The 24,469-nt window shown below is 61.5% G+C and carries 25 protein-coding genes and 2 pseudogenes; all 27 read right to left on the bottom strand.

Going from position 1 to position 24,469, the window contains the following annotated elements:
- Positions 1–15: 15 nt before the first annotated feature.
- Entirely contained in the window at positions 16–465 is a 450-nt protein-coding gene (locus tag THEVEDRAFT_RS02195) for a flagellar basal body-associated FliL family protein (protein WP_006583096.1), read from the bottom strand.
- A 16-nt stretch (positions 466–481) separates the two neighbouring features.
- Positions 482–1,207, bottom strand: coding sequence for an OmpA/MotB family protein (locus THEVEDRAFT_RS02190; protein WP_006583095.1), 726 nt, complete (start codon positions 1,205–1,207; stop codon positions 482–484).
- 6 nt (positions 1,208–1,213) lie between these two features.
- Positions 1,214–2,002 (bottom strand): motility protein A, encoded by a 789-nt coding sequence (locus tag THEVEDRAFT_RS02185; protein WP_006583094.1) that lies wholly within the window; start codon positions 2,000–2,002, stop codon positions 1,214–1,216.
- Positions 2,003–2,067: 65 nt separating this feature from the next.
- Positions 2,068–2,262 (bottom strand): flagellar FlbD family protein, encoded by a 195-nt coding sequence (locus THEVEDRAFT_RS02180; protein WP_006583093.1) that lies wholly within the window; start codon positions 2,260–2,262, stop codon positions 2,068–2,070.
- Positions 2,263–2,274: 12 nt separating this feature from the next.
- Entirely contained in the window at positions 2,275–4,185 is a 1,911-nt protein-coding gene (locus THEVEDRAFT_RS02175) for a flagellar hook protein FlgE (protein ID WP_006583092.1), read from the bottom strand.
- Positions 4,186–4,291: 106 nt separating this feature from the next.
- A complete protein-coding gene (flgD, locus tag THEVEDRAFT_RS02170) occupies positions 4,292–4,702 on the bottom strand; it encodes a flagellar hook assembly protein FlgD (RefSeq protein ID WP_006583091.1) in 411 nt (136 codons plus the stop codon).
- A gap of 12 nt (positions 4,703–4,714) precedes the next feature.
- On the bottom strand, positions 4,715–6,235 hold the full coding sequence (locus THEVEDRAFT_RS02165) for a flagellar hook-length control protein FliK (RefSeq protein WP_006583090.1): 1,521 nt from the start codon (positions 6,233–6,235) through the stop codon (positions 4,715–4,717).
- 16 nt (positions 6,236–6,251) lie between these two features.
- Positions 6,252–6,818, bottom strand: coding sequence for a MotE family protein (locus THEVEDRAFT_RS02160; RefSeq protein ID WP_006583089.1), 567 nt, complete (start codon positions 6,816–6,818; stop codon positions 6,252–6,254).
- Positions 6,815–6,940, bottom strand: a complete 126-nt coding sequence (locus tag THEVEDRAFT_RS10080; RefSeq protein ID WP_006583088.1) for a hypothetical protein — start codon at positions 6,938–6,940, stop codon at positions 6,815–6,817. The genes THEVEDRAFT_RS02160 and THEVEDRAFT_RS10080 overlap by 4 nt, the downstream gene beginning before the upstream one ends.
- Entirely contained in the window at positions 6,940–7,527 is a 588-nt protein-coding gene (locus THEVEDRAFT_RS02155; RefSeq protein ID WP_006583087.1) for a lytic transglycosylase domain-containing protein, read from the bottom strand. Before THEVEDRAFT_RS02155 ends, THEVEDRAFT_RS10080 begins: the two co-directional genes overlap by 1 nt.
- On the bottom strand, positions 7,524–7,970 hold the full coding sequence (locus THEVEDRAFT_RS02150; protein WP_006583086.1) for a flagellar FliJ family protein: 447 nt from the start codon (positions 7,968–7,970) through the stop codon (positions 7,524–7,526). The genes THEVEDRAFT_RS02155 and THEVEDRAFT_RS02150 overlap by 4 nt, the downstream gene beginning before the upstream one ends.
- 23 nt (positions 7,971–7,993) lie before the next feature.
- Positions 7,994–9,313, bottom strand: a complete 1,320-nt coding sequence (gene fliI / locus THEVEDRAFT_RS02145; protein ID WP_006583085.1) for a flagellar protein export ATPase FliI — start codon at positions 9,311–9,313, stop codon at positions 7,994–7,996.
- Complete coding sequence (locus THEVEDRAFT_RS09125) at positions 9,300–10,160, bottom strand: FliH/SctL family protein (RefSeq protein ID WP_006583084.1); 861 nt, start codon at positions 10,158–10,160, stop codon at positions 9,300–9,302. The genes fliI and THEVEDRAFT_RS09125 overlap by 14 nt, the downstream gene beginning before the upstream one ends.
- Positions 10,153–11,163: a flagellar motor switch protein FliG gene (fliG, locus tag THEVEDRAFT_RS02135; protein WP_006583083.1), complete on the bottom strand. Its 1,011-nt coding sequence runs from the start codon at positions 11,161–11,163 to the stop codon at positions 10,153–10,155. The genes THEVEDRAFT_RS09125 and fliG overlap by 8 nt, the downstream gene beginning before the upstream one ends.
- A gap of 15 nt (positions 11,164–11,178) precedes the next feature.
- Entirely contained in the window at positions 11,179–12,753 is a 1,575-nt protein-coding gene (gene fliF / locus THEVEDRAFT_RS02130; RefSeq protein ID WP_006583082.1) for a flagellar basal-body MS-ring/collar protein FliF, read from the bottom strand.
- 6 nt (positions 12,754–12,759) lie between these two features.
- Positions 12,760–13,068, bottom strand: a complete 309-nt coding sequence (gene fliE, locus THEVEDRAFT_RS02125; protein ID WP_006583081.1) for a flagellar hook-basal body complex protein FliE — start codon at positions 13,066–13,068, stop codon at positions 12,760–12,762.
- 166 nt (positions 13,069–13,234) lie between these two features.
- Entirely contained in the window at positions 13,235–13,654 is a 420-nt protein-coding gene (gene flgC, locus THEVEDRAFT_RS02120) for a flagellar basal body rod protein FlgC (protein WP_006583080.1), read from the bottom strand.
- Complete coding sequence (flgB, locus tag THEVEDRAFT_RS02115) at positions 13,654–14,058, bottom strand: flagellar basal body rod protein FlgB (RefSeq protein WP_006583079.1); 405 nt, start codon at positions 14,056–14,058, stop codon at positions 13,654–13,656. The genes flgC and flgB overlap by 1 nt, the downstream gene beginning before the upstream one ends.
- 145 nt (positions 14,059–14,203) lie before the next feature.
- The gene (gene codY, locus THEVEDRAFT_RS02110) at positions 14,204–15,034 is read right to left on the bottom strand and encodes a GTP-sensing pleiotropic transcriptional regulator CodY (RefSeq protein ID WP_040825130.1); all 831 of its coding nucleotides are present in this window, start codon (positions 15,032–15,034) and stop codon (positions 14,204–14,206) included.
- Between the two features lie 201 nt (positions 15,035–15,235).
- A pseudogene (gene hslU / locus THEVEDRAFT_RS02105) lies at positions 15,236–16,471 on the bottom strand (ATP-dependent protease ATPase subunit HslU); the annotation flags it as partial.
- Positions 16,471–17,001: an ATP-dependent protease subunit HslV gene (gene hslV, locus THEVEDRAFT_RS02100; RefSeq protein ID WP_006583077.1), complete on the bottom strand. Its 531-nt coding sequence runs from the start codon at positions 16,999–17,001 to the stop codon at positions 16,471–16,473. The gene hslV and the pseudogene hslU, both read right to left, overlap by 1 nt.
- A pseudogene (locus THEVEDRAFT_RS02095) lies at positions 16,994–17,885 on the bottom strand (tyrosine recombinase XerC). The gene hslV and the pseudogene THEVEDRAFT_RS02095 overlap by 8 nt, the downstream one beginning before the upstream one ends.
- 54 nt (positions 17,886–17,939) lie before the next feature.
- Positions 17,940–19,268 (bottom strand): methylenetetrahydrofolate--tRNA-(uracil(54)-C(5))-methyltransferase (FADH(2)-oxidizing) TrmFO, encoded by a 1,329-nt coding sequence (gene trmFO / locus THEVEDRAFT_RS02090; protein WP_006583075.1) that lies wholly within the window; start codon positions 19,266–19,268, stop codon positions 17,940–17,942.
- Positions 19,258–21,384 (bottom strand): type I DNA topoisomerase, encoded by a 2,127-nt coding sequence (gene topA, locus THEVEDRAFT_RS02085; protein WP_006583074.1) that lies wholly within the window; start codon positions 21,382–21,384, stop codon positions 19,258–19,260. Before topA ends, trmFO begins: the two co-directional genes overlap by 11 nt.
- Before the next feature lie 2 nt (positions 21,385–21,386).
- Positions 21,387–21,656 carry a hypothetical protein gene (locus THEVEDRAFT_RS02080; protein WP_006583073.1) on the bottom strand — a complete coding sequence of 90 codons (270 nt, stop codon included), beginning with the start codon at positions 21,654–21,656 and terminating at the stop codon, positions 21,387–21,389.
- 161 nt (positions 21,657–21,817) lie between these two features.
- The gene (dprA, locus tag THEVEDRAFT_RS02075; protein WP_006583072.1) at positions 21,818–22,957 is read right to left on the bottom strand and encodes a DNA-processing protein DprA; all 1,140 of its coding nucleotides are present in this window, start codon (positions 22,955–22,957) and stop codon (positions 21,818–21,820) included.
- The gene (locus THEVEDRAFT_RS02070; protein ID WP_006583071.1) at positions 22,957–24,462 is read right to left on the bottom strand and encodes a YifB family Mg chelatase-like AAA ATPase; all 1,506 of its coding nucleotides are present in this window, start codon (positions 24,460–24,462) and stop codon (positions 22,957–22,959) included. The genes dprA and THEVEDRAFT_RS02070 overlap by 1 nt, the downstream gene beginning before the upstream one ends.
- Positions 24,463–24,469: the final 7 nt, after the last annotated feature.

Below are 24,469 nucleotides of genomic sequence, written 5' to 3'. Positions count from 1 at the left end.
CTCCCCGCCGCAAACCTACTGCAACATGAACTGATCGAAGAGAACCTGTCTTACCGGCACCTTGTCGCCCTTCTTCGTCCTGGGCAACAGCGAGTTGAGCCGCCCCCTAAGGTCCTGTGCCAGTATCTGTGCCCCTTCGGAGCTCTTGAGCTCGTCGTAACGCCGATCCTTCACGGTCAAGATTATCTCGTTCTTAACCCTGGAGATCCACCCCGAGTCGGACAAAAGGGCCGCCGAATCCGGGTCCTCCATCTCCAGGGTGACCCCAAGCTGTATCAGATGAGGCTCCGGATCCGCCAGGTTTATGGTGAAGTTGCCCACCGACACGGTAGGCCCCGGGGGCAAGAGCTTCTCCTTGGGCTTGTCGGATCCGAAGAACTTAAGCCCCACCATAACCCCTCCGCCTATGCCGAGGAGCAGGACCACCACCCCAACCACCACGAAAATAACCGCCTTCTTAGCCATGGCCCCTCCTCCTCGATCAAAGAGAGTTGTCCGTAAGGATGACCAGATCCACCCTCCGGTTAAGAGCCCGGTGCTCCGGGGTGTCGTTGGGCACCAAGGGCTTTGAAGACCCGTAACCCACCGCCTGGACGTTCCTGTCCGAAAGCCCCACCCGGTTAACCATGTACGACGCCACCGAAGCAGCCCTGGCGGCGGAAAGCCCCCAGTTGTCCCCGTAAGGCCCGCCCTCCAAGGGGGTGTTGTCCGTGTGCCCCTCAAAGGATATGGGGTACCGAACCCCTACCAAAACCTGTCCCACCTTGAAAAGAAGCCTCCTGGCCAAAGGGCTCAGCTCCGCACTCCCAGGGGCAAACAGGAACTGCTCCGAAAGAGAGACCGTAACACCCCTTTGGTTTATCTGAACTATCATCTGGTCCTGAAGCCCTTGCTCCTTGGCCAGCGCCTGAAGCTGCTTCGCTATGCCCTCCTTGAACTCCTGGGTCCTCTTGGGAGCATCCCCCGCATCCTGCCCAACCCGGCCGGCGTAGACCCCTGCACCCTCCTGTATAGTCTTGCCCCCCGGCAGCACCCCCAGGGCCCCCTGGAAGGAGAACATCATCTTCTGAAACTTCTGCACGTCTATGGAGGAAAAGGAGTACAGGAACACGAAGAACGTCAAAAGCAACGTGACCATGTCCCCATAGGTGGCCATGAAAAGAGGGGCCCCTGCGGAACCCTCGGGCTGCTTCTTCTTACGGGCCAAAGGTCATCACCCCCCCTGCTCCTGCTCCTTCTCCGCCTCCATCTTGGCCCTAAGATCCGGGGGCAGGAATACCTTGAGCTTCTCCTCCACTATGCGGGGGTTCTCCCCCGCCTGGATGGCCAGTATCCCCTCCACCATCAACTCCCGGGACAGTATCTCCTGACTGGATCTATAGGCCAGCTTCTTCGACGTGGGAATACATATGACGTTGGCTATGAAAGAACCGTAGAAGGTGGTTATGAGCGCCGTGGCCATGCCGGGCCCCAACGCGTCCGGATCGTCCAGGTGACCCAACATGACTATAAGGCCTATCAGGGTCCCCAACATGCCAAAGGCAGGGGCAAGCTCCGCCATTATGTCGAACATGGCCTTGCCGGCCCCGTGACGCTCCTCCAACAACCCTATCTCGGTGTCCAAGATGGACTTCACCAACTCCGGATCCGTTCCGTCCACCACCAACTGGATGGACTTCTTAAGGAAGGGATCGTCCAGCTGCGCCGCGTCCTCCTCCAGGGCCAAAAGCCCCTCCCTCCTGGCTTTCTCGGCAAAACTCACCAGGGTCTGGATGAGGCCGGGAAGATCTATGGGATCGTTGAAGAACGCCTTCCTCAGGATCTTAGGAAGCGCCTTGGTCCTCTCAAGAGGGTTGGCCATTATCGCCGCCCCAAGGGTACCACCCCCGGTTATGAGCAGCGATGGGGCGTCTATGAACGCCCCGGGGTCGCCCCCCGCCAGTATCCCCCCTATGACCAGTATAAGGGCCAGAAGAAAACCTATTAAAGTTCCAAGATCCACCGGAGCCTCACCTCGACGATTCCCATGATGTTAAAACCCCACCCAGCCCAAAGATACCACAAAGCTCACCTAGGGATGACCTCGAAAACCCTTCGCTTGAACTCCACAACCTTCTCTATTATATCCCCCGGAGTCTCCTTAACCACGTACCTATGGCCGTTCACCATGGTGACCACCGTGTCAGGATTCGCCTCAACCGCCTCTATAAGGTCGCTGTTCAGCACAAACCGGCCTCCTCCAAAACGAGTAAGCTCTATCAAGGCCTAAGCCACCTACCTCTTGAGGTTGATGAGCTCCTCCAACACCTGGTCCGAAGTGGTTATCACCCTGGCGTTGGCCTGGAACCCCCTCTGGGCCACTATCAGGTTCACGAACTCCTGGGACAGGTCCACGTTGGACATCTCCAGGTTGCTCCCCATGATGCGCCCCGCGCCTCCCTCCATGGGCTTCACTATCTGGGCTATGCCGGAGTTGGCGGACTCGGCGAACACCGTGGAACCCTCCTTGGTAAGCCCCTGGGGGTTTGCAAACAGCGCCAAAGCCATCTTGTAAAGGGGCTGACGCTGACCGTTGCTGTAAACCCCCTGAACCGTGCCGTCGGAGCTCACCGCATAGTCCTGCAACACCCCCATGGGATAACCGTCCTGATAGTAGGCCTTGGTGGTGAAGGCGGACCCGTACTGAGTAACCCCCTCTATGGCCTCCTTCCCAAAGGACTTACCGCTGAAATCCAGCCTCACCGTGGAGTCCTCGGCGCCCAAGGCGGCGAAGTTTATGGTGACGTCAAACTCCGAAACCCCCTCTATCTTCCCCTGGGAGTCAAAGTTAATAACCCCGGTGTTGTTGGTAAGCGTTATCCCCGTTTCGTCGGGCAGAAAAGCCCTCCACCTCCACTGGTTGTTGTCTACCTTCTCCCAGGAGACCTCCAACGTATGGGGATTCCCAAGGCTGTCATATATGTCCATCTTGCTGGTGTGAATGCTGCTCAACCGGTTGTTCAAGGTGGCCACGGTGGTGGCCCCGTCCTTCACCACAAGGCCCAGCCCGTCAGTGGTGGCCTGAACCGTCAACGCGTTGCCGCTTGGAGATTGGGCGGCGGCAAGTATGTTCTGAGCGGCGCTGAGGTCAAAGGTACCATCGTTTTTAGTGGGCACCGTCAGGGAAAACCTGGTGGATGCGTTGCCCGATGAGGCATCAGGCCCCCACAGAACCAGCTCCTTATAGCCGTTGGCGGCCACGTCGTTGAACTCCGTCAGATACCTGTAAACGTTGTTTGAGGAATCCCTCACGATCAGAACCTCAAAGTCCATCATGGAAGCAAGGTCCACCGTGCTGGTATTGGTGCCGTCCGTGACCGTGAGCTTCCCCGTGGAGGGATCGTAAGAGGCGCCGGTAAAAGCCCCCGCCACGGAAACCTGGGTTAGGTTGGGGAGCAGCGACGTGGGATCCACAGTGGGCCCCCCGGCGGGGAACCCAAGCTGCACCGAGTTGGTCCCGTCCGTGAGGGTCAGGAAGTTCCCCACCGTACCCCCCTCCGCTATGTTGTTGAGCGTGTAGGTGTTGGCCCCAAGGATTATCTTCACCGAAGAATCGTTGCCGGTTATACCCATGGGAAGGTGCGACTTTACACGGCTGTCCAGGTTGCAGCGGTACCCCCCAAGCTGGGTCTTCCGGGCCTCCAACTTCTGACCCACCGGTATGTTTATACCCCCCAGGGGACCTTCTATGTACTTGGTGGGATCCGTTGGGTCCTTCTCCATCTTGTACCCCTGATACATGTACCCGGATCCCGCCATCACCAGGTTGCCCCCCGAGTCCAACGTCGCCGATCCCGCCCTGGTGTAGAGGGTGTCCGCCCCGTTCTTGACCACGAAGTAACCGTCACCGGACACCGCAAAGTCGTTGCGGTTGCCGGTGTACTGCATGGTACCCTGGGTGTGGATGGTCTCCACCGCCCCAACCAGGCTGCCCAACCCTATCTGCATGGGGTTTATGCCGCCCCGACCCTGGCCAGCATCGGGGGACATGGCACCCCTCACGTTCTGATACAGAAGGTCCTGGAACAAGACGTTGGACTTCTTAAAACCCGTGGTGTTCACGTTGGCTATGTTGTTTCCCACCACGTCCAGATAGGTTTGATGCCCCTTGACACCGGTGACTCCAGAATATAGGGACCTTAACATCTCAAGCTTCCTCCTTACTGTAAAGCGACAAAGGACAACCCTTCCCTAGATCCCAAAGCCCTCCGTCCCTGGGGGGCAAACCATCCAAACCAGCTCAAAAGCAACCTCATCCCACGTACTGCACCTTCTCAAGGGGGACGGACTTCCCATCCTTAAGGTGAAGCGTCACAGCCCCGTCCTTCATCTCCACGAACTGCACCACCCCTGCGGCCTCAGAGCCGTCATCCCCCGCGTAGCCCACGGTGCGCCCCACGTAGTTAACCGCAGAGGCCATGGACATCTTAGCCAGGTTCTCTATGCCCTTAGCTATGTTCACCTGCTGCTCCAACGCGGAGAACTGGGCCATCTGGGCGATGAAGTCCTTGTCCTTAAGCGGATCCAAAGGATCCTGATGGGTGAGCTGCGCAACCAGAAGCTTCAAGAAATCGTCCTTCCCCAGCTCCGTCTTGGTGGTCCGCTGCTTATCCGCCCCGACATCCCAAGCGCTTCCGCTTACCCCGTTAACCCCGTCAGCCATCCCCATGCCTCCTCATGCAAGCCAGTGCAAAAGCCCGTTCCTAAGGTCAACCCTGAAGACCGGGACATCCTCTGCTTCCTCTCCATCCCCGCGGATCCCCAAGGAGGATCTCTTCCTGCCCTCCAAGGGGCCCTCCTTGGGACGACGTTCATCGTTCCTCAAGTCCACTGAAAGGCCTGATACCTGAAGCCCCTGGGCCTCCAACGACTCCTTCAGCCTCTGGGATTGGGCCTGCACCAGCCCCAAAAGCTCCCGGTTCTCAACCCTTATCCGGGCGGAAAGCTCACCTCCGTCCAACAGGAGCTGAACCTCAACCCGGCCCAAGGAGGGGGGTTCCACGACCACCGTCGCCCTGTTAGCCCCGGACGCAACCTCCCGGAAAACCCTAACCAATCCCTCTCCCAATGCGGCTTCACCGGTATAACCAAGCCGCACCGGCCAAGCCCCCGGGCTAGATGCGGGGTTTATCGCCCCATTAAGCCCCGACTGCTGGGGATGAAATGGCAGAGATGCTTCCCCATGAGGCACGGGCCTGTCCTTCCTCGAAGCGCGAGAGGGCTCCGAAAGGCCTTGAAGCCCCGCCGAGTCCTCCCCCGATCCCCTCTTGCTGAGGCCCCTAGGGGGAAAATCCTTCAAACCAGCGGCCAACCCCCTGGACTCCGATAACCCCTCATGGGCGACCGGTAGATCAACGTCTGTTCCCCCGTAAGCCCCGGAGCCCCATGAGGCCAAGGCCCCATCGGCAACCGATCCCCCAGAGGGTCCCGCCGAGAGATCTCCTAAGCCCCCGTGCCCCTCGGCAGAACCAGGAACACCCACCATCGGCTCCGAAAGGGCCCCGCTCACCCCAAAGGACCGATCCGGCCCCGCCGCGGGTAACACCTTGGCCCTCTCCATCTCCTCCAGGGCACGTATAAAGAGGGAGAGCCTGGCCCCCACGGGATCGCCCTCCTCCTTGTCATTCTCGGCATCAACCAACTTAACTCCATCTCCCCGGGTCGGCGCATCCGCACCACGGGCAAAAAGGGGCAAGCCATCCCCCCCCTTTAAACCCTCCGCCGCTTCACCTGGCACATCACCGGCTTTGACGAAACAAGCGGGGATGTCCCGCTCCGGAGAGCTTACCTCCCCCCCCGAGGGGGAGGTAAGCTCTCCCTCACCCCCCTCGGGACCCCCGTCCGGGAGCTCCTCACCCTTTACGTCGATTACGGGGTTAAAGAAGAACTGCCTAAGAGGACCTTTAAAGCCGAGCCCCCCCACCGCCAAACCCTTGCGCAACTGAGGAGGGGACTCAACAACCTGGGGCTGGGCGCCCTGCAGATGGCCATCAAAAGCAAAGGGTCCAAGCACCCCATCGGACCCGCCTGCACCGCCCTCGGCAAGGGCCTCCCCCAAGGCGCTTACGAAAGGGTTCTCATCCCCACCGGACGAACCCCCGCCGCCCTCCAAGGAAGGCTTACCCCCGAAGGGTCGCGCGGATTCCCCGAGGTTCATCATCCCCTGGTCCAACGGGAAAACCGAAAGGTCACCCATGAACGCCACCTCCACGTCAAGGCTTCTTCTTCATCATGGCAAGCCGTTCCGTCAGCCTCGCCGCCCGGTCCGCGTCCATGCGTCCCAGTATCTTGGCCGCCTGATCGTTAGGCAGCCTGGAGAGTATCTCCACCGCCAGGTCCTCGTCCATCTTCCCTATTATCTGAGCCGCGTTCCTGGGGGACATGTCCCTGTAGGTCTTCAAGACCTCCTCCAGCGATTCCAGACGAGCCTGCGGTTTTGTATCGTCGCTCAAGGCCAGCTCCTTTAGCCTCGCCTGAAGCTCCTCCTGGAGCTTCGCCACCTGAAGGGACCTGCGGTTTAGGTCATCGGAAACCACTTCCACCGCCGTCTTCTCCCGGTCCAGCTCCGCCTTCATCTTAGCCAGGTTCTCCTCCATGAGCCGGATCTCCATCATGCGGCGGTCCTGGGCGGACATGGCGTAGGTGGAAGGGATGCCCAAAGCGGCACCCAGCGGCGCCCCCACCTTGGGTATCCGGTATATGGCGCTGAAAAGGACCCCCCTAAGGTCCAAGGCACCGGAGAAATGAAGCCCCAAGGCGGCACCAACGAACAAGATCAAAAAAACGCCAGGCGCTTCAACCTAGACGGACCCTTGGGTTTCTTCTTATCCTCCCTTTTCGGTTGATCCTTGGGCTTATCCTCCAGGACCTCCCGGGGCTCCATCTCCATTTCCTGGGGCATCACATGCTACCTCCCCGGTCGTACTTCCTGTACAGGGCCAACACGTTCCTCACATACCTCTGGGTCTCCGGTATCGGAGGCACCCCCCCGTGGGCGTCCACCCTCCCGGCCCCTGCGTTGTAAGCCGCCAGGGCCCTCTCCACATCCCCGCCGTAGCGCTCAAGGAGCTGGGCCAGGTACTTTATACCCCCCTCCAGGTTCCTCACCGGGTCCCTCGGATCCACCCCCAAGGCCCTGGCGGTACCGGGCATGAGCTGCATGAGCCCTATGGCCCCCGCGCTGGACACCGCGTCCTCCCGACCTCCGGACTCATGCCTCATCACCGCCCTTGCAAGGTCCGGGTCCACACCGTACCGATCGCACAGGCGCCTCAGCTCCGGCTCCCACCTCTCAAGCCGCTCCGCCACGCTGGAAGGCACATCGACATCCCCCTCCGGGAGGGACGGATCCCCAAGGTCCCCCTGGGCCTTGGAGAGCACCTCCTCAAAGGACACGGCCTCCCCCGCGGGCCTCCTCTCTATCCCAAACCGGGACTCTATCTCCCTTATCCTTCCAAGGACCCCCTCAATGCACCCCTCGGGTCTCATGCGGCACCTCCAACCCCGTTCCTGCGAAGCGCGATCTCATCAAGAAGGGCCTGCTCCGCCGCAGACTCCTCCGCCGACAAACGGGACCTAAGACGCCCCATGTAGTTCTCCAGCACCTTAAGCCCCCTATGGCTCTCCCGTATGGCCTCCACGGTCCGCTCTATCTCGCAAAGGCACCTCTCAAGGTCCTCACTGGCGGAACGAACCCGGTCCTCCGCGGAGTCGATGGAGCTCCTCATCATCCAAAGGTCCCTGGCGCTCACGGTGCCGCACAGGGACCTAAAGTCCTCCTCCGCCCTGGAGCGATCCTCCTCCAGCTGGCGTATCCGCCGGCGAAAGGCCTCCTCCTCCTCCCGGCGCCTGGCGAGCTCGGACCGCCGCTGGTCCAACTCCGCCTCATAGGTCCTGTAAATCCTCTCAAACCTGGCTATCCGCTGCCTCATCAAGGGACACCACCCCCGTCATCTCAAAAGGGCGCGAGCTCCAAAAGCCTTGACACGGTCTCATCGAAGCCGCTTCTCTCATGCATCCCCTGCCTTAAGAAGTTTCGGACCTCCTCCAGGTGTTCCAAAGCCCAATCTATCCTGGGATTGCTCCCCGCCTTATAGGCCCCTATGTTTATGAGGTCCTGGGCCTCCTCGTAAACCGCCAGGAGCTCCCGGACCCTCCCCGCCGCCCTCAGGTGCTCCTCCGAAACTATGCTCGGCATCACACGGCTCACGCTGCGTCCCACCTCCACCGAAGGGTAGTGGTTCCTAGCCGCCAGGGAACGGCTCAGGACTATGTGACCGTCCAGGATGCCTCGCACCGTGTCCGCCACTGGCTCGTTCATGTCGTCCCCCTCCACCAGAACGGTGTATATGGCGGTTATGCTCCCCCGCTCTCCGGCCCCGGAGCGCTCAAGAAGCCGGGGGAGAAACGCGAACACCGACGGGGTGTAACCCTTGGTGGCGGGGGGCTCCCCTATGGCAAGCCCCACATCCCTCTGGGCCATGGCCACACGGGTGACCGAGTCCATCATGAGCAGCACGTTGGCCCCCTGGTCCCGGAAGTACTCCGCCACCGCTGTGGCGGTGAGCGACGCCTTGAGCCTTACCAGGGGCGGCTGATCCGACGTGGCCACCACCACCACGGACCTCTTAAGCCCCTCGGCCCCAAGGTCCCGATCCACGAACTCCCGGACCTCCCTGCCCCGCTCACCCACCAAGGCTATGACGTTAACGTCCGCCTCGGTGTTTCGGGCCATCATGCCCAGCAACACGCTCTTGCCAACCCCTGAGCCGGCGAATATGCCAACCCTCTGCCCCTGACCCAACGTCAAAAGGCCGTCTATCACCCTAACCCCCACCGAAAGGGGACGATCTATCATCTGACGCCTCAGCGGGTGCGGCGGGGAAGCGTAAAGGGGGTAGAACTCGCTGGCCCCCACGGGGCCCAAGTCGTCTATGGGGTTCCCAAGGCCGTCCAAGATCCTACCCAGGAGGTCCTCCCCCACGTGCACCCCCAAGGTGGGGCCCAAAGCCGCCACGTCGCACCCGGGACCTATGTCGTTAAGATCCCCGAGGGGCATGAGAAGCACCCGGTCATCCCGGAAACCCACCACCTCGGCCTTAAGGGGGTTCCTGCGGTTCCGGAACGATATCTCACACAGATCCCCCACCTGCACGTCCGGCCCCTGGGACTCTATAACAAGCCCCACCACCTGGACCACCCGGCCGTTGAGCCTTATGAGCTCCGTCCTGTCAAGCCGGCCCTCAAGAGCCTTGAAAATCTCAATCCCCTTCAACTTCGTCCCCCCCGAAGAGGAGGGACGACACCTGAAGCCCCACCTGCTCCAGCTGGGTCCTCCATCGGGCGTCGTACACCCCAAGGTTAGTCTCCACTATGCAGCTGCCCTTGTCCACGTCGGGATCCGGTACCACCTCCAGATGCCGGTTGCCCCTCAGCAGATCCCCCAGCTCCCCAAGCGCCCCCTCTACGCTCCTATGGTCATCGGGGTTGAGGTATATGAGAAGCCTCTCCCGGTCGCTTATCTTGGCGAGAACCCCCTTGAGGACCCGCAAGGCCGCCCCCTCGTCCATCCGCACCCTGTCAAGGAGCATCCTGGAAAGGGTCTTCTCCCACAGCCTCACCATCTGGGGCACTAAAAGCCCGAGCAGCGCCTCCCGCTCCTCCTCCAGGGACTTGTGGAAGCGCTCCGCCATCTCCAGCGCCTCCTGGAACTTAAGCAGGTAAAGCCGCTCCATCTCCTCCCTGGCGGACTTAAGGCCCTCCTCCCGTCCTTGCCTAAAGCCCTCCTCCCGGGCCTCCGCCTCCGCACGGGAACGGGCCTCCTGGATCTTAAGGGCCGCCTCCCTAAGGAACGCCTCCCGCTCCTCCTCCTGGCGGAGCTTCAAGGACACAAGCTCCCCCTCCAGGGCTGCCGCCCTATCCGAAGCCCTCCTGAGCTCCTCCTCCAGAAGGGCTATCCGCTCCCTTAAAAGATCCTCTTCCGACGGAGCAGAGCTTTGATGCTCCGGGGACTCCGGACACCCCTTCAAGGGATCCTCCGAAGGCCTGGCCTTTGCACCTATCCGGACCGCCTCGGGCAGAACCCGGACCGCCTTCAACAGCCTGTGACGGGAGCTAGACAACCAGCTCCTCCTCTCCACCCCTGGCTATGACGATCTCTCCCGCTTCCTCCAGGGACCGCACTATGTTCACGATCTTCTGCTGGGCCTCCTCCACCATCCTCACCCGGACGGGCCCCATGAAGTCCATGTCCTCCTTCAGCATGTCCGCCGCCCGCTTGGACATGTTGCGGAAGAACTTCACCTTCAGCTCCTCCGTGGCACCCTTCAGCGCCAGGGCGAGGTCCTTCATGTCCACCTCACGCAGCACCCGCTGCAGGGACCGGTCGTCCATGCCCATGATGTCCTCGAACACGAAGAGCCGCTTCTTTATCTCCTCCGCCAGCTCCGGATCCTGCTCCTCCAGGGCCTCTATGATGTTCCGCTCGGTGCCACGATCCACCCGGTTTATTATGGCCACCACCGCGTCCACACCTCCCGCCATGGTGAAGTCCTGTCCCATGACGGTGGAGAGCTTCCTCTCCAACACCCGCTCCACCTCCCGAAGCACCTCCGGGGTTATCCGGTCCATCCGGGCTATGCGCCGGGCCACGTCCCACTGAGACGACGGGGGAAGCCCGCCCAAAACCTGCCCCGCCTGCTCCGGCGAAAGGTAAGACAGTATGAGCGCGATGGTCTGGGGATGCTCCCCCTGGATGAAGGATATGAGCTGCGACGGGTCCGCATGGCGCACGAAGTCGAAGGGGCGCACCTGCAGGCTGGCGGTGATCCGCCGCAGGATGTCCTGGGCCCTCTCGGGACCCAAGGCCTGCTCCAGAAGCTTCCTGGCGTAGTCCACGCCCCCCTGGGTCATGAACTCCCGGGCCATTATTATCTCCTGGGCCTCCTTGAGGACCTCGAGCTTGGTCTCCGGGGTTATCTTCCTCATGTTGGCTATCTCAAGGGTAAGAAGCTCTATGGTGGCGTCGTCCAGGTGACGGTAAACCTGGGCGGACACCTCCGGCCCTATGGCCACCAGGAATATGGCAGCCTTCTCCCTGCCCCTCAGGTCCTTGGCCTTGGCCATCTCAAACCGCCCTTCCTAGATGTCCTCCGCCAACCAGTTCTTTATCAGGTTGGCCACTTCCTCCGGGTTGTTGGAGGCGTAAAGTCTAAGCTGCTCTTCCAGTATAGCCAATTCCCCCTGGGCGGTCATGAGCTCCGGGTTCTCCAGCAGCTCCTTGAGGGACGGAGCCCTTTCTCCACCCTCCTGGGGGACCAGCCTGGCCAGCGCCGCAAGGCGCCTCCGCTTGTACCAGAGGAACCCCGCCCCTGCGGCCACCGCCAGCACCAAAAGCCCCACGAGAGCAGCCCCTATGAGCCTCTGGCGGCGCTCCGCCTCCAGCTGGGCCATCATCTGATCTGCCAGGGTGGTGTCGAACTTCATGGCCTGGATCACCAGCCTGTCCCCCCTAGACTCGTCCAAACCTATCGCCGCCGCCACGGTCTGCCTGAGCCCCTGGGCCTTTGCATCATCCAGCTCCCCGTCAACTATCACCGACGCGGAAAGCCGCTTGACGGAACCCGGGGTGGCCACCGTCTGGGACTCCTGGGTGGTTATGTCGTAGTTGGTGACCGTGTCGGTCTTGTTGTACTCCACGTTGCCGGTCTGGTTCTGGTTAACCACGTAGCCCGGTATGTTGGTGGTGGTCCCCGGCGCTCCACCCGGAGGTGTGCCGGGCCCCACATAGCTCTCCTCGGTGTTCTGCTGGCTCCTCACAACCCCCTTGCCGTCCGGACCAGGGATGAACTCCCTGCGGGTGCTGCTCTTCTTGTCGAAGTCCAACTCAACCCGCACCCGGACCACCGCCTTGCCGGGGCCGAAGACCTTCTCCAGCATAACCCGGACCTTGCGCTCCATCTCCTGCTCCTGCTGCCGCTCCAACTCCCGCTGCACCGACGACACCGCTCTGCCGTCGGAGCCGGAGGTGTAGATCAGGGAATCGTCCTGGATCAGGTCCGACAGGACCTTGCCAGAGGTGTCCACCACAGTGACGTCCTCGGGGTTCAACCCCTCTACGCTCCGGGCAACCAGGTTGACTATACCCCTCACCTGCTCCTGCCCTATCTCCCTCCCAGGCTTAAGACGAACCAAAACCGAAGCGGTGGAGGGCTTCTGCTCCTCCAGGAAAAGCCTCTGCTCCGGTATGACTATGTTAACCTTGGCCTCCTCCACCGCGTCTATCTTGGATATGGTCCTCGACAGCTCCCCCTCAAGGGCCCTGGAATAGGCCACCCGCTGCTGAAAGTCGTTCATCCCCATCTTGGGCTGGTCGAATATCTCAAAACCCACCACCCCTCCCCGGGGGATCCCCATCTGCGCCAGGGCTATCCGGGCCTCATAAACGTTCTTCCTTGGCACCAGTATGGCGTTGGCGGAGGGATCCACCTTGAAGGGTATCTTCTGCTCCTTAAGGTACTCCACCACCGCCCCCTGGTCCTCCATGCTGAGCCCGGAGAAAAGCGGATCGTAGCTGGTCTTCCCAGACATGGCTGCCAAAAGCACAAGAGAGGCCAAGACCAACGCCCCGGCCCCAACTATGGAGTACCTCTGCCATCGCTGAAGCCCCCCGAAGAAAACCTTGAGGCGCTCCAGCTGCTCCTTAAAACGGTCCATCAGGGACTACACCGGCATCCTCGATATCTGCTGGTAAGCGTCCACCAGCTTGTTGCGGATCTCCACCAACGTCCTAAGGGCCAGCTCCGCCTTCTCCACCGCCACGGACACCTGGGAAACGTCCTCAACCTCCCCCAAGGACAAACGCCGCACCATCTCATCCGCCCCCATCTGAAGGGAGTTAACCTGCTTCATGCTGGACTTGAGGACCTCCTCAAAGGGAGTGACCGGAGACGACGGAGCCTGCGCATGGGACCCTATGGGCCGAGAACCCAAGACCCCATACCGGGAAAGATCTAATCGGACAACGTCCATGAAAGCAAACCTCCTCAAAGGACGCCCAAAAGGGCGGCTTTATCTTGTCGTTCCACCTAAAGAAAGCTTAAGGCTCACCCGAAAAGCCATAAAGTGCCCTAAGTCACAATTCCGCAAGACCCTAATACCCTCTTCATGGGCCCATAGGCTCATTTTAGAAGCGCTGCTAACCCCTCATTATCTCCAGGGCGCTGTTCCACATGGCCTTACCGGTCTCCACCACCGTGAGGTTGGCCTCGTAGGCCCGGCTGGCCACCATCATGTCCGCCATCTCCCTCACCACGTTGACGTTGGGGTAGGCCACGTAACCCTCCTGGTTAGCGTCCGGATGATCCGGCTGATACACCATCCGGGGCGGCAGCGGATCCTTCTCCAGGGACACCACCTTCACCCCCGAGGCAGTAGAGCCGTCCTTCAACGCCTCCATGAGCCTCTCCTGAAAGACCGGGACGCGCCTCACGTAAGGGCCCCCCTCGGGGGTCCTGGTGGTGTTGGCGTTGGCCAAGTTAGAGGATATGGCATCCATCCACACCCGATGGGCGGTGAGGGCGCTACCCGCCACGTCAACGCTCCTGAAAACCCTCATCAGCGGCTACCCCCTATGGCAGTCCTGTACATGGCTATCTTGCGGCTTAAAACCCTGGTCATGGCCTGATAGAGCATCCTGGTCTCCGCCAGCTTGGCCATCTCCACCTCCGGGTCCACGTTGTTGCCGTCATATCGGTATATCTCGTCCTGAACCCTGGACTCCACCGGCCGAACCTGGTCCACCCCAAGGGGGACGTTGGCCATGTGCCTCTCATGGCTCACCGTCATGGGGAGCCTTGAAGGCTGGTCTATCACCGCCTTGAGCTGGTCCTCAAAGGTTACCTCCCTACGGGCATATCGAGGGGTGTTGGCGTTGGCCAGGTTCTGAGCCACCGCCCCCATCCTTCGAGAAAGCCCGTTAAGATCCGTCTGGATGACGTCCCAGGTCAAGTCCCCTCTCATACCCGCAACACCCCCCAAGACATGAGATACGCCCACATTATAACCTTCAACCCCGCAAGGACGAAGGATCCACTTAAAGTTGCAACGTTTATTTTACCGTTTATTAGCTACAAAAAAAGGCCCCGGGGGGCATCCCCCCGGCGGGCTACTCCTCTATGCCAAGCTCCTCCAGGAACAGGGAGCTTATCACCTTTATATAAGTGCCCTTCATGCCCAGGCTCCGGCTCTCTATTATCCCCGCGCTGCTGAGCTTTCTCAAGGCGTTCACGATCACGCTCCTGGTGACCCCTACCCGGTCCGCCACCTTGCTGGCCACCACGACCCCCTCGGAACCCCCGAGGTCCTGGATTATGTGCCTCACGGACTCCACCTCCGAGTAGGACAGGGCCCTCATGGCCATCTGAACCACCAGCCTCTCCCTGCCCCGCTCCTCTATGGACCGGGAACGGTCGTGAAGTATCTCAAGCCCCACCACGGTGGCCAAGTACTCCGCCAACACAAGATCCCTGGTGTCGAAAGGACAGCCAAACCGGGCCAGGATCAGAGTGCCAAGCCTATCCCCGCCGCCGTTTATGGGCACGTACAGCACGTGCTTGTTAGAGTAAGTGCAAGGCTGGTCCGTATAGGCGCACATGCCGTTGTCCGTGTGGTTCAGCACCGACTCATGATACTGGTTGAGCCTGTCCATGTAGCTTGAGGGAAGGGTGTTGGAGGACAATATATCCACCATTATCGGACAGTCGTAGGAGCTTATCCAAGCGTAACCCAGTATCCGGCCATCCCGGCTCACTATGTACACGTTGGCCGCCGAGAGGTCGCAAAGAAGCCTTGAGAGCTTCGCATAGTCCGGAGCACCCCGGTCCTTCCGGTTCTGAAGGGCCCGGGCCACAAGACGGGTCTTCTCCAAAAGATCCTGCATGGCCGACGGATCCAATATCTTAGGCCTTGATTCCACCAAGTCGCTAGGGGTGTTCATACTCATTCCTCCTGATCTTTCTCCTTGAAATTTATCTTTTATCTTAGAACCTAGAGAAGATACCTTCTCGGATCTCTCTCCTCCAAAAGACCGCCCAAACGCCGTCTCACATAGTCCCCATCCACCAGCACCTGGCCGCTCACGCCGTCGGGGGGCATCGAAGCTTACCTCCTCCAGAAGCAGCTCCATCAACGTGTGAAGCCGCCGGGCCCCTATGTCCTCCATCTGACGGTTCATCTCGAAGGCCAAACGGGCCACCTCTCGAAGCCCCGAGTCATCGAAAACCAAGCTCACCTGATCCACCTCCAGCAGGGCCCGATACTGGTCCGTGAGGCTCCCCGCCGGCTCCTTGAGTATCCTGTAAAGCTCCTCCTCCCCAAGGGGCTCCAGCTCCACCCTTATGGGAAGCCGACCCTGAAGCTCCGGCGCCAGGTCCGATGGCTTGGCCTTGTGGAACGCACCGGCGGCTATGAACAGCACGTGCTCGGTGCTCACCGCCCCGTGTTTCGTGTTCACCACGGAACCCTCTATCAGGGGCAGCAGGTCCCTCTGAACCCCCTCCCGGCTCACGTCAGGCCCGTGGGACCCCCCCACGGAGGCTATCTTGTCTATCTCATCTATGAACACTATGCCCTCCTCCTGGGCAAGGCTCACCGCCTCCCGGCTTAAAGCCTCCCGGTCGAGGAGCTTCTCCGCCTCCTCAATGGCCAAGGCTTCCCTGGCCTTGGCAACCGTCATGGATTTCCTCTTGGTCCTCTTGGGGAAAAGACCTCCCAACATCTCCCCAAGGTCCAGCCCCTCCATCCCCATGGGCCCCATGACCGCCATGCCCAGGGAAGGCGACTCCGAGATCTCCACCTCCACCACCCGGTCGTCCAGCTTACCCGACCGAAGCAGCTCCCGGAGCTTCTCCCTGGTGGCGGACCTTCTCTCCTCCGCCTCCTGCCCCCCGTCCTCCTCCGAAGACTGCTCCTCCGAAAGACCCAGAAGCCTAAGAAATCCCCTCTCAGGCCCCCTGGGTCGAGGGGACGGAAGGAGGGCGTCCAAAAGCCTCTCCTCCGCCAGACGATCCGCCTCGGGCTTCACGTCCTCAAGCCGCCTCGCCTTCACCATCTGATGGGCCACCTCCACCAGGTCCCTTATCATGGACTCCACGTCCCGGCCCACATAACCAACCTCGGTGAACTTGGTGGCCTCCACCTTCACGAACGGAGCTCCCACCAGCTTGGCAAGCCTCCGGGCTATCTCGGTCTTGCCCACCCCGGTGGGCCCCACCATCAAGATGTTCTTGGGATAAACCTCCCGGGCCAGCTCCTCAGGAAGCCTGCGGCGCCTCATACGGTTCCTCAGCGCCACCGCCACCGCCCGCTTGGCCTTATCCTGCCCCACTATGTACCTGTCAAGGTACTGAACTATCTTCCGGGGAGTAAGGTCCATCATCTCGCTATTTCCTCCAACGTGACGTGGGAATTGGTGTATATGCATATCTCCGACGCTATCTCCAAAGACCTCTTGGCTATAGACCCGGCATCCCAGTCGGTACCCTCCAAAAAGGCCCTCGCCGCCGCCAAGGCGTAGCCAGAGCCGGACCCGATGGAAGCACACTGCTCCTCCATCTCCAAAACGTCCCCCGAACCGGACAGGAGAAGCGTCCTATCGAGGTCCGCCACCAACATCATGGCCTCAAGGCGCCTTAAAGCCCGGTCGGTTCGCCACTCCTTAACCAGCTCCACCGAGGCCTTGAGAAGATCCCCCTTGTTGGCGTCCAAACTCCTCTCAAACCTCTCGAAAAGGGTCATGGCATCCGCGGTGGAACCCGCAAACCCCGCCAACACGTTCCACTTCAAAGGACGGACCTTCCTAGCTCTTGTTTTCACAATCTGAGACCCCAATGTTACCTGACCGTCCCCCGCCATGGCAACCCTGGAATCCCTCCTCACACACACCACGGTAGTACCCTTAAACAACTCCATCCCCTCCAGCCCTGGGGTGGGAGAGCTGATAGCTCTCCTTCATCCTCTCGGCGGTTATGTCCAAATACCTCTGGGTGGTCACCAGGCTCTCATGCCCCATCAGCTCCTGAACCACCCGGAGGGACGCACCCCCCTCCAGCATGTGGGTGGCGAAGCTGTGCCTCAACGTGTGAGGGCTCCACCCCCCAAAGGCCTACCCTCTTGGCGCAGGACGTGACTATCCGGTGGACCGTCCGGGAAGTCATCCTCAAGGCCCCACGCTTCCCGGGGAAAAGAGGCCCCCTCCCACCGGTCATCTCCCGCCAGGAGAAAAGCAGCCCCTGCACCGGAAAACCAAAGGGCACCATGCGCCCCTTGCTGCCCTTGCCGGTCACCCTTATCCAACGTTCCTCCAGATCCAAGTCGTCCCAATCAAGGGCACAGAGCTCGGACACCCGAAGACCCGACCCATACAGCACCTCAAGCACCAGCCGGTCCCTAAAGGAGTCCCTGCCCTCCGGCCCCTCCTCTATGAGACGCTTAACGTCCTCGTAGGATATGGCCCGGGGCAGTCCCTGGGGAGACTTGGGCCCCCGCACACCCGCACAGGGGTCCTCCCCAATGATACCCATCTCCTTCAGATAACCGGTGAAACCCCTTATGGACGAGAGCTTCCTCAACGCCGACGTCTTGGCAAACCCATAGCCCAACAGGCTCCTCAGATAACCCCTTACGTGATCCCGAGACACCTGAGAAGCCTCCTCGACCCCAGCCCCCTCCAGATACTCGGCGAACTGCCCAAGATCAACCCCGTAATTTATCACCGTGTGATCGGAGCGGTTAAGACTTCTTAAATATTCCAGAAAAGAATCTATCAAGGGGTAAATTCCGCCGGCCATGCCGACTATTTTACCCCATGTTCAGCCTAGCACAATATTCCGAATTTTTAAAGTTCAAGCCCACCTTGGCAGAAGGTCCGGGTTATCCTCCAGGAACCTCTCCAGGGCCGCCGCGGCCCTGTCAAAGTACCGGTAACACCTCTCCCGGCGGTCCCTTATCCGCTCCCTAAGGGGAGGGAAGATTCCCAGGTTCACGTTCATGGGCTGGAAGCCCTCCGGCCGGGCCTCCCTCAGGTACTTGAGCAGCGATCCCACGGCGGTCTCCTCCGGAAACTCCGGAAGCGACCCTCCCCTCAAGACCCGGCCCATGAAGATGGCGGCGCAAACCCCCATGGCGGCACTCTCCACGTACCCCTCCACGCCGGTTATCTGTCCCGCGAGGAAAACGTCCTCTCTGCCGGCTCCCCTGGGCCTAAGGTACCCGTCCAGAACCCTCGGGGCACACACGTACAGGTTCCTGTGCATGACCCCCTTGCGGACGAACTCCGCATCCCTCAAAGCGGGTATCATGCGGAAAACCCTGTCCTGCTCACCCCACAGGAGGTTGGTCTGGAAACCCACCAGGTTGTACAAGGTGCCCTCCCGGTTGTCCTGCCGGAGCTGGACCACCGCATAGGGCTCCCGGCCGTCCGGGCCGGGGAGCCCCACCGGCCTCATGGGGCCGAACCGCAGGGTGTCCCTCCCCCTTCGGGCTATCTCCTCCACGGGAAGGCAACCCTCGAAGAAACGGCTGTCCTCGAACTCGTGGCGCTTAACCTGCTCCGCGGACACCAGGGCCTCCCAAAAGGCCAGGTACTCCTCCTCCGTGAGGGGACAGTTTATGTAGTCCTCCCCCTCCCCGTAGCGGCTCCCCAGATAACAGCGGCTCATGTCCACGCTCTCGATTGTAACTATGGGGGAAGCGGCGTCATAGAAGTACAGGAACTCCTCCCCCACAAGCTCCTTCAGGGAACCCGCCATCTCCGAGGACGTCAAAGGCCCGGTGGCTATGATGCAGGGCCCATCGGGGATCTCCGATACCTCCTCCCTTATAACCCGGAGGTTCGGAAGGGAGGACAGGACCTCCGTGACGTCCCTGGCAAAACCCTCCCGGTCCACCGCCAGGGCCCTCCCGGCGGGCACCCGGTTGCGGTCCGCACAGCCCATCATCACGCTGCCAAGGCGCCTCATCTCCGCCTTCAGTATCCCCGCGGGGGCACTCGGCTGATCCGCCCCAAGGGAGTTGCTGCACACCAGCTCACCCAAAAGACCGGTCTTGTGCGCAGGCCCCTGCTTCACGGGCCTCATCTCGTAGAGGGCCACGTTAAAACCCATCCTCGCAAGCCTGAAGGCGGCCTCGCTGCCCGCAAGACCGCCGCCGATCACGGAAACATCAAACCTCATCGGACACCTCCGTAACATCCCCGCCCTTAGAGGGCTTCTTCCAGGAGGCATAGTCGCATTCAGGATACCGGGAACAACCGTAGAAACTCCGGCCCTTACCCTTGCCCTTGGAGGCCTTCCTCATCACCAAAACCCCTTCCCCGCACTTGGGACACTTAACCCCCGTGGAGGTCTCCTTGCGCTTGGTGAACCGACACTCCGGATACCCGCTGCACCCCACGAACTCGCCGAACCGGCCCCGCTTGATCACCAGGGGCTTCCCACACTCGGGACAGGACTCACCGGTCTGTTCCGGCGGAACCGACATCCTATCCGCGGTCCTCTGCACCTCCTCAAGCTTCACCTCAAAGGGCCCGTAAAACTCCTCTATGGGACGCCTCCACTCGAGCTCTCCCGCCTCTATGCGGTCAAGCTGGTCTTCCATCCGGGCGGTGAAGTCCACCTGCACCACCTCCGGGAAGTGCCTCACCAGGAAGGCGTTAACGTACCTCCCAAGGGTCGTAGGGGCAAGCCGCTTCTCCTCGTCCCGATCCACGTAACCCCGGTCGGACAGGGTCTCGATTATGGTGGCGTACGTGGATGGCCTTCCTATGCCCTTCTCCTCCAGCTCCTTTATCAGCCCCGCCTCGGTGTACCGGCCCGGCGGCTGGGTGAAGCGCTGTTCAAGCCTCACTTCCCCAGCCTTCAGCTCCTCCCCCAAGCGGGCGGAGGGCACGGACCTATCCTTCACCCCAAGGGGCCAGAGACCCCCCCAGCCCTCGAACAGCACCTCCACCCCGGAACACTTGAGCCCCAGGGTGCCGCACTGAACCTCCAGGGTGTTCGTCCTAACCTTGGCATCCGCCATCTGACTGGCCACCGCACGCCTCCATATCAGATCGTAAAGCCTGTACTGCTCCGGCGTCAGATGCTCCCTCAGGGCCTCGGGCTCCAGAAACACATCGGTGGGACGTATGGCCTCGTGGGCATCCTGGCTTCGACCTTTCTGGGAGAACTGGTTAGGCTCCTTAGAGAGGTACCCATCCCCGAAACGGCCCGCCACGTAGGCCCTGAACGCCCCTACCGCCTCGTCCGACAGCCTCAGGCTGTCGGTCCTCATGTAGGTTATAAGCCCCACAGGCCCCCTGCCGGGTATCTCTACCCCCTCGAACAGGGACTGGGCTATCCTCATGGTCCTCCTCGGTCCGTAACCAAGCCTCCTTGAGGCCTCCTGCTGCAGGGTGCTGGTCTTAAAGGGGGGCATGGGACGCCTTAATCCCTCACGGCTTTTGAACGAGGAGACCACCAGCGGGTTTCGGTATATGATGCCCCGGACCCGCTCCGCCTCATCCCGGTTCTTGAGCCTCACGGGCCTGCCGTCCTCTCGCTCCAGCTTCAAGGTGTAGCTCCTCCCGTCGTCCGAAAGGGCCTCCACCTCCACCTGCCAGTACTCCTCGGGCACGAAGGCGTCTATCTCATCCTGCCTCTCGCACACCAACCGCAGGGCCACCGACTGAACCCGGCCGGCGCTAAGGCCCCTCTGAAGCTTGGACCAAAGAAGGGGGCTAAGCTTGTAGCCCACCAGTCGGTCCAAAACCCTGCGGGCCTGCTGGGCGAACACCTTGTTCATGTCCAAGGTGCCAACGTCCTCAAGGGCCGCCGCCACCCCGGAGGGGGTTATCTCGTGAACCCTAACCCGGCAGGGAGAGTCGATGTCCACCCCAAGGAGCATCCCAAGGTGCCACGCGATGGCCTCCCCCTCCCGGTCCGGGTCCGAGGCGAGCAGAACCCTATCCGCCCCCTTGGCCAGCTCCTTAAGGCGCTTTATAAGCTGAGCCTTACCCCTAACCTGGATGTACTCGGGCTCAAACCTATTGTCCACGTCAACCCCGAGCCTTCCCTTAGGAAGGTCCATCACGTGACCCAGGCTGGCCTCCACGGTGTAGCCCGCCCCCAACATCTTGCCCAGGCTCCTGGCCTTCGTGGGGGACTCAACCACCACCAGGGTGCCCCCCGCCGGGGCGCCGCCAAGCTTCGACCTCCTGCGCGACCCCTCGGCCGATCCCTTAGAAGAGGACCTCTTACCCTTGGCACCCGAGGAGGCCCCGGCAGCCTTGGAAGCACCCCGCGCCGCCATGGTCAGCAGACCCTCCCGAATCCCATGAGGTCGTCCGAAGCCTCGTCAACCCCCATAAATGGGCTAAGCTGCTCCATACCCCTGTCCAAGATCTCCGAAAACCTGTCCCCATCAAGGGAAAGGCCGGTGGCCCTGAAAAGGAGCACCGACTCCAACAAAGCCCTCTCCATGACCTCCCGGGGAAAGCCCATGTGCAAAAGGGCGTAGAACAACGACGCCGCCTCCGGCTGAAGGGCCGTCCTCTCCAGGGAAGAAAGTATCCTGAACTCCATGAAACACCTCCGCAAACATTTTAATGGGGCCGCCTCATAAGGCCCTGAGTAACCCCCCAGGACCCCGGGAAGTGAACCCTCCCCACCTAAAGCCAAGCCCCATTCATCACCAAAAGCCTATTTCCCTTTATTGATGAACTAAAAAACCGGGCCCGTCGACCTTAACAACCCATGCCCCGCAGCCTCCCAGGGGCATGGGGGGACAAGCTGAAACGCCCAGGGGACGGGCTGTACACAACCCCCCGGGCCTCCAAAACGCACAGGCGGCTCATCAGGTCGGCGGCGCCGATTTTACATTCAACAGCCAGGTTGTCAACAGTCCGCTCCCCTTTTTGGGCAAGGAGTTTCAATATGACCCCGTCGACGGGGTCCAATGAAGCCTCCCGGCAACCAGCCCCATCCTCCCCAGCTCCATCAGCTGCGCCAGATCCACCGGAGAGATCCAAGAGGCGGATGTCCGCCAGAGCCAGGGCACCGTCATATATGAGCATGTTGGACCCTTCACATGGGGGCTCCCCAATCCTGCCGGGGACAGCCCAGACCTCCCTGCCTAGCTCCAGGGCGTGGGACGCGGTTATAAGGGCCCCGCTTCTCCTCGGGGCCTCCACCACCACTGTCCTTCCCGCCAGGGCCGCCAGTATCCGGTTCCTCAAGGGGAAACGCCACTGGGCCCCCTTGGTGCCCAGCGGGTACTCACTTACAAGACAACCGGACTCAGTTATACGCCTGAAGAGCTCCCCATGGGAAGCGGGGAACACCACGTCCACCCCGGTGCCGAGCACCGCACAGGTGGCCCCACCAGACCTCAAGGCACCGTCGTGAGCGGCCCCGTCAACCCCCTCAGCACCGCCGCTAAGGGTCCAAATACCCCTGGAGCCCAGGAACTCCCCTATGCACCTAGCAACCCTCAGTGCATAGCCGGACGCCCGGCGGGTACCCACCACCGCAACCCCATCTCCCAAGGAACCAGGAACCCTGAGGGCCCCCCGGACGTACAACACCGCCGGGGGAGATTTGAGGTCCATCAGCTGGCCTGGATACCCCCCGTGCCCCATGAACAGCAGGTCTACCCCTATCTCATGACAACGCTCCATCTCCCGATCCGCCCAAGGGGAAGAGAAAAGGGACGAAGCCTTGGGGAAGATGTCCTCCTTGAACCCCCCTTGCGAAAACCCCTTGGGGCTCATCAAAAGATCCCGAGGGACCCCTCCGCCCTCCACCCACCTGCGAAGGTGATGCCCCGCCCGGCCCTCGAAAAGCCGGTTGAGGCACAGAAACGCCCTCATCGAATCCCGGTCCATCACGGCATGGCCTCCCCGCGATTTCGGTAGGACAAGGCCTCCGCCACGTGCACCGCCTCAACCTTGGGAGAACCCGCGAGGTCCGCCACGGTCCTCGCCACCCTAAGCACCCGGCTCACACCCCGTCCGCTGAGGCCAAAGGCCCCTACCGCCTCCTTCAGCATCTCCTTTGCCTCCCTGACAAGCCCCACGTGCCTCCTAAGGATCCCCTCGGGCACCTCGGAGTTGCACAGGAACCCCATGGGTTCCCAACGGTCCCTCTGCACCTCCCGAGCCCCCACCACCCTCTCCCTCACCGCCTGGCTGGACTCCCCCTCCGCTGCGGAGGCCTCCATGAGCTCCGCCGGCGTGAGCCTTGGCACCGTGACGTGCATGTCTATCCTGTCCAGGATGGGCCCGGACAGCTTACGCCTGTAGCGGTGTATCTCCCCGGGACCGCAGCGACAGCAGCCCCCGGGGTCACCGAGGTATCCACAGGGACAGGGGTTGGCGGAACACACAAGAAGGACCCTGCACGGGTACTCCACGGTTCCGGAGGAGCGGCTCACCCTTATGAAACCGTCCTCCAGGGGCCCCCTCATGGCCTCGATCACGTCCCTCTGAAACTCCGGGAACTCGTCCAAAAACAGGACTCCCCGGTGGGCCAGGCTGATCTCCCCGGGCCGCAAGGAGGATCCACCCCCGCATATGGCCACCGAGCTGGCGGTGGGGTGCACCGGCCGGAAGGGCCTTGACCTGCCGTGGCGCAGCTTCAACCCCGCCACGCTGTGAACCGCCATGACCTCTATCATCTCCGAGTCCCCAAGGGGGGGCAGGATGCCCTTGAGGGCCTTGGCAAGCATGGTCTTCCCGGATCCCGGGGGGCCCACCATCATGAGGTTGTGATGCCCCGCGGCGGCCACCTCGAGGGCCCTCTTGGCCATAACATGGCCCCTTACGTCCCTCATGTCCACCTCCGGTGGATCGTTGACATCTTCACCGAAATCCCCCTCGAACCGGGGTATCAACGCCTCTCCCCTAAGATGGCGAACAACCTCCTCAATGGTCGAGGCCCCGTAGATCTCCGCCCCACGGATCATGGCGGCCTCCGGGGCGTTGTCGGCGGGCAGGAAGAGGGGCACTTGAAGCCCCCTAGCCAGGAGCGCCGCCGGCAGAGCCCCCCTAACCCCCCTGAGCCTCCCGTCCAACGACAGCTCCCCTATGAAGACCGCCCCCTTCAGGGGCAGCCGGCAACCCGCCGCATCCATCATTGCAAGCCCCATGGGCAGGTCGAGCAGGGCTCCCTCCTTGGGCACGTCCGCGGGGGCCAAGTTCACGGTCACCCGCCCTTTAAGCGAGACCCCAACCGACCTAAGGGCCCCCCTCACCCTCTCCCGGGCTTCCCTCACCGAGGCGTCCGGAAGCCCCACCACGTTTATGGAGAATAGCCCACCGGTTATCTGGACCTCCACCTCCACCGGAAGCGCATCTATCCCCCTAAGGGTCACCCCCAAAGCCAGGCTCAAACGCCCA

It is taken from the genome of Thermanaerovibrio velox DSM 12556 (assembly GCF_000237825.1).
In the GTDB taxonomy this organism is placed as follows: domain Bacteria; phylum Synergistota; class Synergistia; order Synergistales; family Synergistaceae; genus Thermanaerovibrio; species Thermanaerovibrio velox.
This window is presented reverse-complemented; position numbering and strand designations above follow the sequence as displayed.

What these genes read in the sequence shown, in the direction of transcription:
- THEVEDRAFT_RS02195 (WP_006583096.1), bottom strand. Translation starts at nt 465, where the DNA reads ATGGCTAAGAAGGCGGTTATTTTCGTGGTGGTTGGGGTGGTGGTCCTG.
- THEVEDRAFT_RS02175 (WP_006583092.1), bottom strand. Translation starts at nt 4,185, where the DNA reads ATGTTAAGGTCCCTATATTCTGGAGTCACCGGTGTCAAGGGGCATCAA.
- flgD (WP_006583091.1), bottom strand. Translation starts at nt 4,702, where the DNA reads ATGGCTGACGGGGTTAACGGGGTAAGCGGAAGCGCTTGGGATGTCGGG.
- THEVEDRAFT_RS02165 (WP_006583090.1), bottom strand. Translation starts at nt 6,235, where the DNA reads ATGGGTGACCTTTCGGTTTTCCCGTTGGACCAGGGGATGATGAACCTC.
- THEVEDRAFT_RS10080 (WP_006583088.1), bottom strand. Translation starts at nt 6,940, where the DNA reads ATGCCCCAGGAAATGGAGATGGAGCCCCGGGAGGTCCTGGAGGATAAG.
- THEVEDRAFT_RS02155 (WP_006583087.1), bottom strand. Translation starts at nt 7,527, where the DNA reads ATGAGACCCGAGGGGTGCATTGAGGGGGTCCTTGGAAGGATAAGGGAG.
- THEVEDRAFT_RS02150 (WP_006583086.1), bottom strand. Translation starts at nt 7,970, where the DNA reads ATGAGGCAGCGGATAGCCAGGTTTGAGAGGATTTACAGGACCTATGAG.
- fliG (WP_006583083.1), bottom strand. Translation starts at nt 11,163, where the DNA reads ATGGCCAAGGCCAAGGACCTGAGGGGCAGGGAGAAGGCTGCCATATTC.
- fliF (WP_006583082.1), bottom strand. Translation starts at nt 12,753, where the DNA reads ATGGACCGTTTTAAGGAGCAGCTGGAGCGCCTCAAGGTTTTCTTCGGG.
- fliE (WP_006583081.1), bottom strand. Translation starts at nt 13,068, where the DNA reads ATGGACGTTGTCCGATTAGATCTTTCCCGGTATGGGGTCTTGGGTTCT.
- flgC (WP_006583080.1), bottom strand. Translation starts at nt 13,654, where the DNA reads ATGAGGGTTTTCAGGAGCGTTGACGTGGCGGGTAGCGCCCTCACCGCC.
- flgB (WP_006583079.1), bottom strand. Translation starts at nt 14,058, where the DNA reads ATGAGAGGGGACTTGACCTGGGACGTCATCCAGACGGATCTTAACGGG.
- codY (WP_040825130.1), bottom strand. Translation starts at nt 15,034, where the DNA reads ATGAACACCCCTAGCGACTTGGTGGAATCAAGGCCTAAGATATTGGAT.
- trmFO (WP_006583075.1), bottom strand. Translation starts at nt 19,268, where the DNA reads ATGAGGTTTGATGTTTCCGTGATCGGCGGCGGTCTTGCGGGCAGCGAG.
- topA (WP_006583074.1), bottom strand. Translation starts at nt 21,384, where the DNA reads ATGGCGGCGCGGGGTGCTTCCAAGGCTGCCGGGGCCTCCTCGGGTGCC.
- THEVEDRAFT_RS02080 (WP_006583073.1), bottom strand. Translation starts at nt 21,656, where the DNA reads ATGGAGTTCAGGATACTTTCTTCCCTGGAGAGGACGGCCCTTCAGCCG.
- dprA (WP_006583072.1), bottom strand. Translation starts at nt 22,957, where the DNA reads ATGGACCGGGATTCGATGAGGGCGTTTCTGTGCCTCAACCGGCTTTTC.